Genomic DNA, 13,986 nt, shown 5'->3' on the forward strand with positions numbered 1-13,986 from the left:
TACTGACGTGGCCACAACCGAGCGTGCCATCCCGGATCGGGAACAGGAAGAATGACCGGCATGACCAACGCGACGCAGTCGTCCTCCGTGCTCGTGGACACGGCCTTGGCGATGATGGCCGAGACCGGCCTGGATGATCTGACGCTGACCGCGGTCGCTCGCCGGGCGGGCGTCTCACGCGCGACCGCCTACCGTGAGTTCGGAGACAAGAACGGTCTCATCACGGCCGTCAGCAAAATCGAAGTTGCCCGCATGATGAGCGCCGCCTACCTGGAGATAGACATCTTCACGCCGGTACGGCAGCTGGCGAAAGAGGCAGTGGTCTTTGCGATCCCCTACCTGCGCCGACACCCGGTGATCTCCCGACTGCGCGACCAGGAACCAGGATGGCTGCTCAATGTCGCGATCGAGCACGAGGGGTCGAAGCTCAACCTGATCGAAACCGTCGGCGCCTTCGTCGCACCACTGCTGGCGGCCCGCGACGACAGCGCAGCACTGGTGGTCACACCGGCACAGGCGGCGGAGATCGCCGTCCGCACCGTGCTCTCGCATGTGCTGATCCAGCGCAGCAGCCTCACCGACGAACAGGTCGGCGACACGGTAGCCCGCGCTATCAGCCGCTAGCAGATCCGAGGCTGCAACGGATCATGCTATCCGTATCAGTGATCGCCGGATCCGTGTACGTCGTCGGCCATGCCGATTCCGGTCTCAACATGGTGCTGGTGCCGGACAGCGACAGGCCCCGTCCTCGGTGAGATTCACCCGTTACGGGGGATACGGACCCATCGACGGCAGCTCTACCGTCGAAACCATGACCACCACCTCACAGGTCGTCATCAGTGAGCGGGCCGCCGACGACATCGGCTCGCTCGGCGCCGACTTCTCGCACACGCGTCCCGACTCATGTCCGAACTGCTGTTGGCAGAACTGAAATCGAAGGGATAACCATGTCGCGCAGGCGCACTCACGTTCCTCAGGTCTCCCCGGCATACACCGGGCGGCTGTCGATGGCGCCGGTACCCGCGCTGCGGATGCCCGAGGAATCGATGGATCCTGATGTCGCCTATCGATTCATCCACGACGAACTGATGCTCGACGGGAGCAGCAGGCTGAATCTGGCCACCTTCGTCTCGACGTGGATGGATCCACAGGCCGAGAAGCTGATGGCGGAGACGTTCGACAAGAACATGATCGACAAGGATGAATACCCCGCGACCGCGGCGATCGAGCAACGGTGTGTGTGCATGGTCGCCGACCTGTTCCATGCGGAGGGCCTGCGCGACGACGACCCGTCCAGTGCCACCGGGGTATCGACGATCGGATCCAGCGAGGCGGTGATGCTGGCCGGGCTGGCGATGAAGTGGCTGTGGCGCGAGAAGGTCGGCGACGGGTGGAAAGGCCGCACACCGAACATGGTGATGGGGTCCAACGTGCAGGTGGTGTGGGAGAAGTTCTGCCGCTATTTCGACGTCGAGCCGCGGTATCTGCCGATGGAGAAGGGCCGCTACGTCATTACACCCGAGCAGGTGCTGGCCAACGTCGACGAGGACACCATCGGCGTGGTGGCCATCTTGGGCACGACATTCACCGGCGAACTCGAACCGATCAGCGACATCTGCGCGGCGCTCGACAAGCTCGCTGCCGATACAGGACTGGACATCCCCGTGCACGTCGACGCGGCCAGCGGCGGCTTCGTGGTGCCCTTCCTGCATCCCGATCTGGTGTGGGATTTCCGGCTGCCGCGCGTGGTGTCGATCAACGTCAGTGGCCACAAATACGGGCTGACGTATCCCGGCATCGGGTTCGTGGTGTGGCGCGGCCCCGAGTACCTGCCCGACGACCTGGTTTTCCGGGTCAACTACCTGGGCGGCGACATGCCCACTTTCACCCTGAACTTCTCCCGGCCCGGCAATCAGGTCATCGGCCAGTACTACAACTTCCTCAGGCTCGGCCGATTCGGCTACAGCCTGGTCATGCAATCTCTCTCGCAAACCGCGCGCTGGCTCGGCGACCAGCTGCGCGCGAGCGGACACTTCGAGGTGATCACCGACGGCTCGGCGATCCCGGTGATCAGCTTCCGGCTGTCGGGCGACCCGGAATACACCGAGTTCGACGTCTCGCACGCGCTGCGCTCCTACGGCTGGCAGGTGCCCGCGTACACCATGCCGGACAACGCCACCGATATCGCGGTGCTGCGCGTCGTGGTGCGGGAGGGGTTCTCGGCGGACATGGCCAGGGCGTTGAGCGAGGACATCACCGCCGCGCTCGGGCACCTCGAGACGCTCAAACCCAATGGATACTTCGACCGGCTGAAGCCGTTCGCCCACTAACCCGTCCGCGAATCACCCCGGTGCGCTCACGTCGCGTGGAGATACACCGGAACACTGGCGTGCCCGTTGGAGATGAAACTCGGCACCGGCGTCAGTTCGGTCCGGGTCGTGGCCAGGCTCATCCGAGGGAACCGATCGAACAGCGCAGGCAACGCAACGGCCGCTTCGAGACGGGCCAGTGACGCGCCGATGCAGTGGTGTGCGCCGTGGCCGAAGGCGAGGTGCTGATCGCGGGTGGCACGGGTGGGATCGAACTCGGCGGTGCTGGCGCCGTGCACTTTCGGGTCGCGGCCTGCGCCTGCGTAGGAGGCCAAGATGGCCTCGCCCTTGCCGATTCGGTACTTCCCGGCGATGTCGATGTCCTCGACCGCGTATCGGAGGGGCAGGTGTGCCACCGGTGCCTGGAAGCGCAGCGTCTCCTCGACCACGTCTGCCCACGACACCTGCCCTGCGGCCACCGCGGCGCGCTGCTCAGGATGGGTGAGCAGGGCGACGATCGCTTGGTCGAGCAGATTGACCGTGGTCTCGTGACCGGCATTGATGATCAGCATCAGGGTGTCGGCGAGTTCCTTCTCCGACAGCGCGGAGTCGTCCTCGTCGCGCGTGGCGATCAGCGCGCTGGTGACGTCGTCACCAGGATGCGCACGACGGTAGGCGACGAGTTCGCCGACCAGTCCATACATTTCGAGGTAGTTGGCCTGTGCCTGCTCGGCGGTGAACGAGCCGTCGAAGAAGCCGTCCACGCACTTGTGCAGCGCAGGCCCCAGCCCTTCGGGCACACCGACCAGTTCGGTGATGACCCGGATCGGAACCGGATAGGCGAAGCCGCTTCGCAGATCGACCGGTTCACCGGCCGGGGCGGCTGCCAGCGCGTCGAGCAGGTTCTCGGTGATCTCGGCGATCCGCGGACGCAGCGCGGTACTGCGGCGATGACTGAAAGCTGGGGACACCAGCCGGCGCAGCCTGCGGTGATCGGCGCCGTAGGCGGTGAACATGTTGTCGACCGCTACCCACGGCAGCAACGGCCACGCCTCGGTGATCTCGCCGTTGATGAACGACATCCAGTGCTGCCTGGGGTCCTTCGACACCCGAGGATCGGCGAGCAGACTCCGCAGCACTGCCTGATCGGTGACCGACCAGGCGGGCACGCCACCGGGCAGTTCGACCAGCGCCACCGGGCCACGTTGCTGAATGCGTGCCGACTCACCTTGGATGTCGGCACCGGTCGTATCCAGCACGATCGGTTCCATGAAAATCTCCTCCACCAGGGTCTACGCCCGTAATCGACAGCGCCGCAGCCAGTTTCACCCGACCGATTACGAACTTACCCCTCGGCTGAGCGGTCCAGGGGACGAATAGGGGCACCTACGGCGGACGTTGATCGGTAGCCTCGTCATCGCGCGGGACCGGCTGAGGGCGCGGCGGACCCACACCGCCCCAGCCCCGGCCGGTGTGGTTCGAGGTCACCTCCGAGGGCGCGATCCAATTGTTCACGGCCCCGGATTCGGTGAAGATCTCGCGATTGCGAAGCGACCCCCGCGCCTCGATCGTCGTCTCTGCCCCGGTGGGTGAACGCGAGCGCTGGGTTTCCGTCGCCGGCCACACCACCGTCTCGCCGGATGGAGCTCACGACCTGCTCGCCCGCCTGGCCGCTCGCTACTGGGACCTCGATGACGAACGCCGAGCCGACGACCTCGCCGAGATGCAGGCCGCCGACTGGCTGCGCGTCACCATCGAGCCAGAAGCCGTGAGCCGATACACGATGATGTGACGGCCGTTTCCCGTCGGGGCGATGATCCACCGGTAGCGTTGGCAAGTGGCCAACCATGAGGAGACGCGGCGATGCCGAAAATTGTACTGTTCGGGGCAACCGGCTACACCGGACGCCTGACGGCCGAAGCCCTCACCGCACGCGGCGCATCGCCCGTGCTGGCGGGACGCAACGGGGCGGCCCTCGAGAAGCTCGGCGCCGAACTCGGCGGCTGCCGGACCGCCGTCGCCGACGTCACCGACCCCGCGTCGGTCCGGGCCCTGCTCGGTCGCGGCGATGTTCTGGTGACAACGGTCGGGCCGTTCCTGCGCCATGGGGGCCCCGCACTGGCCGCGACGATCGCCGCGGGCGCGCATTACATCGACTCCACCGGCGAAGGGCCCTTCATCCGCACCGTGTTCGAGCACGACGAGCAGGCCCGTGCCGCCGGCGCGGGGCTGCTCACCGCGTTCGGGTTCGACTACGTACCGGGCAATCTCGCGGCCGGGCTCGCCTTGCGCGAGGCTCCCGCCGCGGTGCGTGCCGAAGTCGGCTACTTCATGAAAAGTCCCGGTACCAGCGGTGGTACCCGCGCGTCCATGGCGGGGATGCTGTTCGAACCCGGCTTCGCGCTGCGCTCCGGACAGGTGGTCGCCGAACGCACCGGCGCGCGTCTGCGTTCCTTCGATGTCGCCGGAGAGAGCCGGACGGGGGCATCGATTCCCGGGTCGGAGCATTTCGCGCTGACTCGCTCGCACCCACACCTGCGAGAAGTCGATGTGTTCCTCGGCTTGCCGCCGCTCGCGGCACAGACGCTGCGCGTCGGCTCACGACTGACCTCGGTCGTCGCACAGGTGCCTGCATTGAAGCGCGGATTCGACGAGGCTTTGGCCCGAACGGTCAAGGGGTCGACCGGTGGCCCCGACGCCGAAGCTCGCCGCCGCACCCGCACCTGGGTGGTCGCCGAAGCTCAGGACGCGGCCGGCACGACGTTGGCCACCGTCACCCTGAAGGGCGGCGATCCCTACGATTTCACCGCGGCGATTCTGGCCTGGGCCGCCGACACCGCACTGGGCGGCGGCCTCCTCGGCTCCGGCGCGCTCGGCCCGGTCGACGCGTTCGGCCTGGACGCGCTGTACACCGCCGCCCGCGACGCAGGCTGGTCGCCGCACCCGGGCCCCTCCATCGAGCCGAAGGCACCCTGACACCGGCCGCCACCGCGTCGCGGCGCTAGGCCGCGTGGGTGAGTCGCGCGGCCGCCGCGCCGACGGTCGGTCCGGCGCTGACCAGTGTCCCCATGAACCGATCCTGTTCTCGCGCACCGCGATTCGCCGCGCGGTCGAGTCCGCCGGGCAACAGCCGGGTGACCGAGCGCGCGACATTGACGGGGATTCGGATCGCCGGGTACCACGGAACGATCGCCGTCGGCAGCCCGAGCGCACGCATCGTGTGGCGGCCGAGGAAGGTCCCCGTCACCGACAGATGCTGGGCATAGGCAAGACGGCGCCTGATCGTGGGCAGCCGGTCATAGTTCCACGACAACGGGTCTCGTGACATCGGTACCGCGAGTTGAGGAGTCGACTCGTCGGGGTCGGCCAAGGCAGACAGCGTGTGCACCAGGACGCGCACACCGTCACGGAAGGAGTGCGGCAGCCACTGCTCCTCGACACCGAGCAGCCAGCCGACGTAGCGGACCAGGTGCGCGACAGCGTCGGTTTCGGCGGGGGTGAGCAACAGACCCAGGCCCATCCCACCGATCGCCGGCGCGATGAAGGCGCCGACGAGCGTTGCCGCCATGTCCGTCTGGTTGATGGGCAGGCCCCAGTCCTCGGTCCGCCAGTCCGGCATGGCGGCCACGTGCCTGCGGACGAAGGCGTGGATGAGTCGCACCCGGATCGTGGACCGGTATCCCAGACCCAGGGGGGACAAGCCGTCCTCGGACAGGACATCCATCGCCCACTGCATCGTCTCGGCCCACCGCTGATTGGAGCCCTTTTCCAGCGCTCCTGTGCGCAACAGGGTCTTGTTGAAGCCGGAGAACTGGTAGCCGCCGAGCATGGCGACATCGCGCGCGATGTACATGCCGTCGGAACCGCTGGTGAGCAGGACCTTGGCCCCGCGCACGAGCGTGTCGTGATCGACCCACGCCGGAACAGTCTCGACCGCGGTGAAGAACTCGCGCAGCGGATCCGGCGCCTGCGGTACCGCAGCGATGCCGTCGGTGAGCGCTCGATCGAACAGCGGACGCATCTGCTTCGAGCCCGCGGCGACCATCCAGTCCACCAGCCGATCCATCGCGTCGTCACCGACGAGCAGGCCCTCGCCGAGATGTTGCCATTGCGTCGAGTCGGGGCTGTGAACCCCTAGCATCGCCGCGAAGCCGCCGACGAGGGGCGGGACGCGGTGGGGACGATCTGGGTGACGGGCGGGAACGGTGGTCATCGACACTCCTCGTTGAGCGCTCCATTGTGGATAACGACTGATATCCAAAATAGGTCGACTGCTAAAGTCCTGTCAATGGCGCGTGCAGAGGTGGTCCGGTCCTACCGTGGAATCAGCGCGGCGACTCGACGTGACGAACGCCGCGACAAACTCCTCGCCGCAGGTCGCCAGATCTGGGGCGAGGCCGGCCCGAGCGAAGTCACCGTGCGCCGCGTGTGCGCCGCGTCGGGGTTGACCCCGCGCTACTTCTACGAACAATTCGCCACCCGAGACGCACTGGTCCTCGCCGTCGCCGAACAGGTGCAACAGGAGCTGTTCACCACCCTCGTCGACGCGAGCCAGGCCGAGCCGGGCACCTTGAAACGCAAACTCCTGCGGGCACTGACGACCTACCTCGACACGATCGCCGACGACCCCAGCATCCACCGCATCATGACCAGCGATACCCACAGCGTGGCAGGGCTCGAAGAGTTGCGCTCCCGTGCCGTCGGGATCGTCACCGACCTCGTGATGCAGTACAGCGCGGAATTCCTCGACGCTCCCGCGAATCCGGAGATCCGGCGCCAGGAAGCACTTTTCGTCGTCGGCGGGATCAACCAGCTGGTGGCGACCTGGCTGGGCGACCCCCATCGGCCGACCACCGAAGTAGCCGCCCTCTGCACCGAACTCGCACTGGCCGTGGTGAACCGAGCACCCTGACATGTCGGTGCAGTCGAATCAGTAGTTCGACCGCACCGCACGGTCGGCAACGACAGTCGTTTCTGGCCGAGTGGGCGGCGCCGACGCCGGTGAATCACTCCCTTCCGTGCGGTACTGCCCGATCCCGGGCGCGCGTGGCGGGTGCGCTGGTCTACCGGTTGTGCCCGCCCACGCTGGTATCGAGCGCGCCGAGTTGGAGTTGGGTGGCGAGGGCCTGGAGCGCTGCGGGGTCGTGCGGTGGCACCCGTTCCATCGCGCTGAAAGCCAGGTGGTCGGCGATCAACATGGTGCGCACCTCGGCGTCGGTGAGCTCGCCGGTCAGGACACCTTCGGGCAGGGTCTGCACCATAGCGAAGGTGGTGTCGACGATCAGTGGCACCAGCGAAGTCGGCATCGACAGCGGGTCGCCCACAACGAGCGCCTCGGTCGCTGTGTTCGTCGCGTCGGTGAACTCCGGTGAGACGTCCAGCATTCGGTGGACCGCCACGTCGACACTTCGCCGCACCCGATCCAGCATCGTGGTCCAGCGCCTCGACGAGGACGCCGCAAGCAGCGCGGCGCCGACCTTGCGCCGAAAGGGCGGGGGCGCGTCGACGGCCCCGCACAGGAAAGCCGTCGTGGTGATGGTCATGTGCGCCATCGCCACCCGCGCACCGAAACTCGGGGTGGCGGGACCGAGCCTGGCCAGGAGAGCGAAACCGCCCAGTGCCGGCACGAGGAGCTGGAGCATGACCTTCCGCTTCAGTTCCTCGCGATCGGCGACGCCATAGATCTGTAGCTCGTTGTCACGCAGGTCGTTGGCGGACTGAGCGATGATGGCGAGACAGCCGGCCAGTTCGCGCAGATCCGCCTCGGGCACAACGGCTTCGGAGGCGAGTTCACACGCGTAATAGGTGACCCGGCCGAGCACACCTTCGCTGTAGGCGACCCGCGACAGCGGCGAGTCGATATTGCGGGCCATCACCACCGCGACATCGATGACCACCGCGCCGACACGCTTGCGCCCGGCCGGCGACAGCGCTCCGAGCAGAGCTCGGATGTCGCCGATACGCTCGGCCAGGAGCCGGTCGACCGCTTCGCTGTCGCGGGCTTCGGTGCTGACCGAAGGCAATGCAGCGGGCTTGGTGTCGGTGTTGCCGGTGAGGTAGTCCGCAGCGTCCAGAACGGACCAGCTCGCGATCGCGCGATCGCTGAGATCCTCGAAGGCGTCCAGAACTCGGCAGGCCAGCAGGGCGGCGGTGGCCTCTGCCTGCAGGTGGGTGGGCAAGAAGCTCACCGCGATACCCAGGTTACGACCGGCTGGGATCAGTGCCAGCCGGGCCAGTTCCTCGGGTGAGGAGGCAGCCCGTAACGCGGCCAGGTCCGGTGCGCGGCGCAGGTGTCGAAATCCATGGGCGAGTGATCCGATTCTGGTCTGCCTCATCGGGTGATCACTTCCTGTAGCAGTGCATGGAGGTCGTCGCGAGCAGGCGATGGCGGGAAGATGTCCAGTGCGGCGCTCGCCTTCTGTGTGGCGTCGAGGGCAACCGCCCGCGCGGCGTCGGTGGCCCCGCTGTCGATCAGGTCGCTCTGCAGGATCGTGCTCGGGGTGTCCGCGGACAGCCACATCTCCCGCGCGCCGGCGCGCATGTCGAGCCATTCGATCACCGGCCAGGTCGGAACCCGTCGTTCCAGGTCACCCCCTGCGTCCTTGCCCAGCCCGGGACCGCCCTCGACGTCGCGGACATCGTCCATGATCTGGAACGCGAGTGCGAGCTCATCGGCGTATGTCATCAGCGCTCGCAGGCGATCGTGATCGGCACCGCCCGCGGTGCCGCCGTAGGAGCACGACAATCGGAACAAGGTGCCGGTCTTGGCGCCCGCGACGAGTCGGTAATGGCGGCGCAGCGCGGTGGCATCGACCGCGGGCGGCAGCATCTCGATGAGCTGACCGAAGGACAGGTCCGACAGCCCGTCGGAATACGTCACACCGGGCACCTCCCCCAGACAAGCAGACATTCCCGGGTTGTCGGCAAGCACCTCGGCGATCACCTGCACTGCGGCACCTGCCATGTGGAACCCCGCTCGGGCCGCGATGCGCACGCCGAATGCGGCGGGCACCGACGTCGCGCCGCGGCGTAGCAACGAGCCGTCACAGATATCGTCGTGCACCAGCGAGGACTCGTGCAGCATCTCCATCGCGCAGGCCAGATCGAGGGCGGCGCGACTGGGTTCGGACCCGACGGGCGCAAGCAGGCCTGCACTCGCGAGAACCAGACGTGCGCGCACACGCTTGCCCGGAGCGGCGAGGACGTGCCTGCCGATGTCGTCGAAACCCCCACCGCTGATGAGGATTTCGTACATGCGCGCGTTGACCAGCGCGAGAAGTTCGTGCTGAGTCCCACTCGGATGTCTGAGCATCAACGCGACCGGTTCGCCCTGGTGCTGCGGGTTGGCTGCCGGACGAGCGTCGTTACGGCGGACTTCGGGTAGCGCGGGATTGTCCATAACGCTGAATTCCTTTGGTGCGGCCATATGGCGGTGAGATCCCCTGATGGTTCACGGGGGCTGACGCGATTCAGACGGAGCCGTCCTGCCACAGCTACTGTTCTGCCGCAACGACAGACAGATAGGTAGCGTCGTGGCACGTAGGCATACGGTGAGCTGGTATTGCGCTGAAACAGTGAGGTTCGGACCTCACGATCCGTGGACGGTCACCTCGACGGGACCGGGACGATGTGGGTACGGTCGGCAAACACCTGCACTCGGACCGTTCACGAAAACGCCATTGTCCGGCGATCGGTCGTCGAAGGGAGCGACGTCGCTCTGCCGGCAATTCTACGGCGTGGATCACGTTGCTGCACAGTAGATTCGGCGCTTCGTGAGACTCCACGGCGCCGATCTCCGATATTGTGGGTTCCCGCCCAGTTTCCCGGCCATGACCGAACCGAGTCCTCGTTCCAGAGGGCACCCTCGACGTCCCACACCCACGCGGACCCTTGGATGCTGACGCGAATAGCGTTGTGCCACAGTGACTTATCCGGTCCGGGTCGCACCGGCCGCGGTCAGGGGTCAACGGCGAGGATGCGCGGGACGGTGCCGACGATTCAGCACGCTCCCCGCGCGAGTCGGCTTCCCTGGGTTTCGCCGCCGTCGGTCGATCGAGTCACCGAGATCATCGAGGTGTCGCACCACTGCGGGTAGCTCAGTCACCGACATGGACGTGTGCGGCCCACCTGGTCGGCACGGCCGGATAGGCGTTGCGCATGGTGCGCAACGCCTCGGTGAGCGCGGTGGCCGCCTCGGCCGTGTCGGGCGCCCGGGTGCCGTGCGCGGTGAGCGCCGCGTAGACCGCCTCGGCGGTCTGGGAGCTGTCCGCGGTGTGCCACAGCGTGCCGATGACACCGCGGAAGCCCGCGAGATGGAAGGCCGACGCCAAGTTCAGCGGCTCGTCGAGCAGAGCCGGGTCCGGGCTCGCGGTGTCGCAGGCGGACAGGAACGCCAGCTGTGCCCGCGTGGTGCGCAGGTCGTGCACGAACGAGGGCACGAACATCCCGTCGCTGAGCACCAGTCCCCCCTGGTCGGGATGCTTTGCCGAGCTGACCGCCCGGCCGTGGCAGGCGAAATGGGCGATCGCGTGCTCGTGCAGCCCCTGCTTGATGGCATCGAAGTCGGCGGCGGCGTCGATGAGCACAGTAGAGCCGGGCAGCAGTCCCGCCACCGCCTCGGCCTCGGCACGGGCGCTCGGCAGCACCGAGACGCCGTTACGCTCGCCGACACCGACGATGAGCGCGGTGTGACGGGCATGGCGCGGCCGGGGTGTGCTCAACGTGTCGGCGAGCGCGGTCAGCGACGGTGTGTACGAGGAGACCGCCCGGTCGAACACAGTCTGCCCCGCGTCCTCGCGATGTCTGCCCGCCGCGTGCAAGGGCAACTGGGCCATGATTCCGATCGGGCACCACCACAGCCGCGGCGTCGTGACCTTCTCCAGCACCGGCCGGGCCGTGGTGGTCCACAGCCATTCCAGCACCGCGTGCACCTCCAGCTGGGCCTGCTCACGCCGGTCGAACGAGCACGCCGGGTCCTTCACATCGGCCAGTGCTGCTCGCAACCGCCGGACCTGGGCGCGGGCGGTGGTCTCGGTGATCTGCGGCAGCGACACAGCCTCGACGGGCTCCCGACGGTCGGCGGGAACCACGAGCGCGCTGCCCTGAGCGCTGACGATCACCACGGTGTGCCCGGCCGTGCGCGTGCGCAGGACTTCGAGATTCGGCGGCACCAGCAGATCCTCGAACCCCGGCACCGTGCGCGCTCGCGCGAGCAGCCGGTCCCGCCGCATCGAGAGCTGCCGGATCTGTTCGACGGCCTGTGGTCGCGGGTCCCAGTCCCGGGAGGAGATCCGGCCGTTGAACTCCACTTCGATGTGAAACGTCAGGTCGGCGTATCCGTCGGCCCCAGCCAGCTCGCGCTCGACCTCGCTGAGCTCCTCGGCCAGCGACGGTTGCGTCTCGCCGAGTCGTGCCCAGCCGCGCCGGATACCCCACGCGTCGCCGAACAGCACGCCGCGGCACCGTTCGACCAGTTCCAGAGCTCGGTCGAGCTGGCCCGACCGCACACCGGCATCCACCACCCGGTCGGCGAGGCCGTGCAGCTGCCGCGCCGCCTCCACCCTGCGGACCCAGGACAACGCTCGGCTGACCGTGGCGGGGATGGCGGTGATCACCCGTTCCTGCGCGTCCAGCCATGTTGCCGGGTTCGCCTCGGCGAACATCGCGGCCTGGGCCTGTTCGCAGATCATCCGATGCTGCGTGCTGGTGGCCGGGTGGCCGGAAACTGACCGGTAATAGGTGATCGCGAGTTCGCGCAACCGGTCGGCTCCCGGCCCGCCGAAGGTGGCGAGCGCACGGGCCGAGCGCGCGAGCGCGAACGCACGCAACGGCCACCAATGGTGGTCTCCAGGGGTCTGACCGACGGCTTTCTCCGCGAGCGCGAGCGAGTCCTCCAGCGCGCCGAGATCACCGCACTGCCGGTACCGGTGATACAACACGTCGGCGATGGTGCTCTCGATGCGCGGCACGTCGGGGTGATCGGGACCCACGAGCGCGAGCGCGGCCCGGTAGGCGCGTTCGGCCTCGTGAAACGGTTCCGCATGCGTGACATCGGTGCTGACCGCCCGGGCCTGCACGGCACCGGCGTAGTTGTAGAGCATGCCGACCCGGCGCACATCGTCTGTCGCCATGGTGGACACCGCCGATGCCGCCGCGTCGACAGCTGTGGTGAACATGGCGTGATCACCGGCCTCGGCTACCTCCTCGGCCGCCCTGGACAGGGACGACCAGCGCAGCGGGAGGTTCGGGTCATCGGGTGGGGTCAGCGCGAGGGCCTGCTCCGCGACGGTGACAGCCTCGCGGCCCGCCGCGGGGCTGGAGCCGACTCGGCATTGCGTGATCAGCGCGGACGCGAGTGCGGAGAGCCGGAGTGCGCGCTGGTCATCGTCGGCGGCCGGTAAGTTCAGCGCGGCCCGGGCGGCGTCGACCGCCAGCTTCGCTTCGTCGCGAGAGCCGCTCGCCATCGCGACGGTGCTCGCGCAGTGGGCGAGCGCTTTCAGCAGCTGCGCCCGCAGCGCGTGGCTCGGTGTGGTGGCGAGCAGCGCTTCGGTCACCGCATCGTAGGCGAGCGTGATCGCCTCGGTGTCGCCGCCGATATCCCAGAGGTCGTTGTGCGCGTAGTAGAGATCCAGCAGCGCGGCAGGCCGCTCAGCGTGGTCCAGCGGCAGTCCGACGGCCAGCACCCACGCCTGGTCACGTCGCCGCACCAGCACATCGCCGGTGACCGGCTGCCGCCGCAGGCTCGCGACCAGGTCGTACTGCGCCTGCAGAGCGCGCGGATCGCGATGGCAGGTCATCAGGAATCGCGCGATATCGGAGCCGATCTCCCTGCTCGCCTCTTGCTCGAGCTGCGCGAGCGCGGGCACCCGCGCAGTGTCGCCGTAGTCGCGCTTCAACGCGTCGGCGAGATCACGACATGCGACCAGCGCACCGGCCAGGTGGATGGGCGCTGCACCGTCGGTGTAGAGATCGAACTCGTACTGGGCGAGCTCGAGCACGACGTCGCGCCACACCGGGCGTTCCCGCAACGCCAGTTGGGCCGCGGCCCGGTAGTCGGCGACGATCTTGCCCGGCGACAGGCCCGCGATGTCCTGCGCTCGGGCGCGATCGACCAGCCTGCGGGCGCGTTGCGGATCGTCGCGAGGTGTGTGCGCGATCGTCCAGTTCAGCCCGTTGACGACGGTCTCGCGGTAGGTATCGGAACCGTCGTGCTCGTCGAGCAGGAGCAGCAATGTGGCGTGATCGGCGGTGAGCGCGGCTTTCATCCGCTCGTCGTCCAGTGCGTTCATCACCGTCGTACAGGCGTTCGCGAACAGCACCAGCGAGTCACGGTCCTGGTAGACCTGGAACTGCTCGCGTGCCTGGTTCAACGCCCGGTATTGCGGCATGGCGACGACGCTCGCGACCGCGAGATCACCTGATGTGCCCGCGATGGCGGCCGCGATCTCCCGGTCGACCAGCCCGGCGAACCCGCTCTGCGCCTGGAACCGGTGCCAGTGCGCTCGGGCCAGGTGCGGCAACAGATTCGCGGGGCATTGCTGCGGTGGCGGCAGGCCCGCGGCCAGCAGTGCGCCGATGTCACCGGTGTCGGCGAAGTTCTCGACCACCGACCGAATGTCGTCGTACACGCGCAGCCCCCGATCCCGTTCGGTCCACGGTAGCGTGATCCGAATCACCA

At 67.8% G+C, this 13,986-nt stretch carries 9 protein-coding genes and 1 pseudogene; 5 read left to right on the forward strand and 5 right to left on the reverse strand.

The window, feature by feature from the left end:
* Positions 1–60: 60 nt before the first annotated feature.
* Both ACWDXS_RS06480 and ACWDXS_RS06485 read left to right on the forward strand, forming a co-directional pair.
* Positions 61–624: a TetR/AcrR family transcriptional regulator gene (locus tag ACWDXS_RS06480; RefSeq protein ID WP_449962780.1), complete on the forward strand. Its 564-nt coding sequence runs from the start codon at positions 61–63 to the stop codon at positions 622–624.
* A 323-nt stretch (positions 625–947) separates the two neighbouring features.
* Positions 948–2,330, forward strand: coding sequence for a glutamate decarboxylase (locus tag ACWDXS_RS06485; protein WP_449962783.1), 1,383 nt, complete (start codon positions 948–950; stop codon positions 2,328–2,330).
* Between the two features lie 26 nt (positions 2,331–2,356).
* Here ACWDXS_RS06485 and ACWDXS_RS06490 read toward each other — a convergent pair whose 3' ends face one another.
* Positions 2,357–3,580: a cytochrome P450 family protein gene (locus ACWDXS_RS06490; RefSeq protein ID WP_449962786.1), complete on the reverse strand. Its 1,224-nt coding sequence runs from the start codon at positions 3,578–3,580 to the stop codon at positions 2,357–2,359.
* Between the two features lie 173 nt (positions 3,581–3,753).
* Here ACWDXS_RS06490 and ACWDXS_RS06495 point away from each other — a divergent pair.
* A pseudogene (locus ACWDXS_RS06495) lies at positions 3,754–4,101 on the forward strand (pyridoxamine 5'-phosphate oxidase family protein); the annotation flags it as partial.
* 71 nt (positions 4,102–4,172) lie between these two features.
* On the forward strand, positions 4,173–5,285 hold the full coding sequence (locus ACWDXS_RS06500; protein ID WP_387445165.1) for a saccharopine dehydrogenase family protein: 1,113 nt from the start codon (positions 4,173–4,175) through the stop codon (positions 5,283–5,285).
* A gap of 25 nt (positions 5,286–5,310) precedes the next feature.
* On the opposite strand, the gene ACWDXS_RS06505 is transcribed toward ACWDXS_RS06500, so the two are convergent.
* Positions 5,311–6,522, reverse strand: coding sequence for an oxygenase MpaB family protein (locus ACWDXS_RS06505; RefSeq protein ID WP_387445167.1), 1,212 nt, complete (start codon positions 6,520–6,522; stop codon positions 5,311–5,313).
* A gap of 75 nt (positions 6,523–6,597) precedes the next feature.
* Between ACWDXS_RS06505 and ACWDXS_RS06510 the strand changes: the two genes are divergently transcribed.
* Positions 6,598–7,221, forward strand: coding sequence for a TetR/AcrR family transcriptional regulator (locus ACWDXS_RS06510; protein WP_379313990.1), 624 nt, complete (start codon positions 6,598–6,600; stop codon positions 7,219–7,221).
* A 151-nt stretch (positions 7,222–7,372) separates the two neighbouring features.
* Here the strand turns inward: ACWDXS_RS06510 and ACWDXS_RS06515 are convergent, their stop codons facing one another.
* The 3 genes from ACWDXS_RS06515 to ACWDXS_RS06525 form a co-directional block, all read right to left on the reverse strand.
* Positions 7,373–8,644, reverse strand: a complete 1,272-nt coding sequence (locus ACWDXS_RS06515) for a hypothetical protein (RefSeq protein ID WP_387445169.1) — start codon at positions 8,642–8,644, stop codon at positions 7,373–7,375.
* Positions 8,641–9,708 (reverse strand): polyprenyl synthetase family protein, encoded by a 1,068-nt coding sequence (locus ACWDXS_RS06520; protein ID WP_449962789.1) that lies wholly within the window; start codon positions 9,706–9,708, stop codon positions 8,641–8,643. Before ACWDXS_RS06520 ends, ACWDXS_RS06515 begins: the two co-directional genes overlap by 4 nt.
* Before the next feature lie 697 nt (positions 9,709–10,405).
* Positions 10,406–13,984 (reverse strand): CHAT domain-containing protein, encoded by a 3,579-nt coding sequence (locus ACWDXS_RS06525; protein ID WP_449962792.1) that lies wholly within the window; start codon positions 13,982–13,984, stop codon positions 10,406–10,408.
* Positions 13,985–13,986: the final 2 nt, after the last annotated feature.

The organism is Nocardia sp. NPDC003183, from assembly GCF_053590715.1.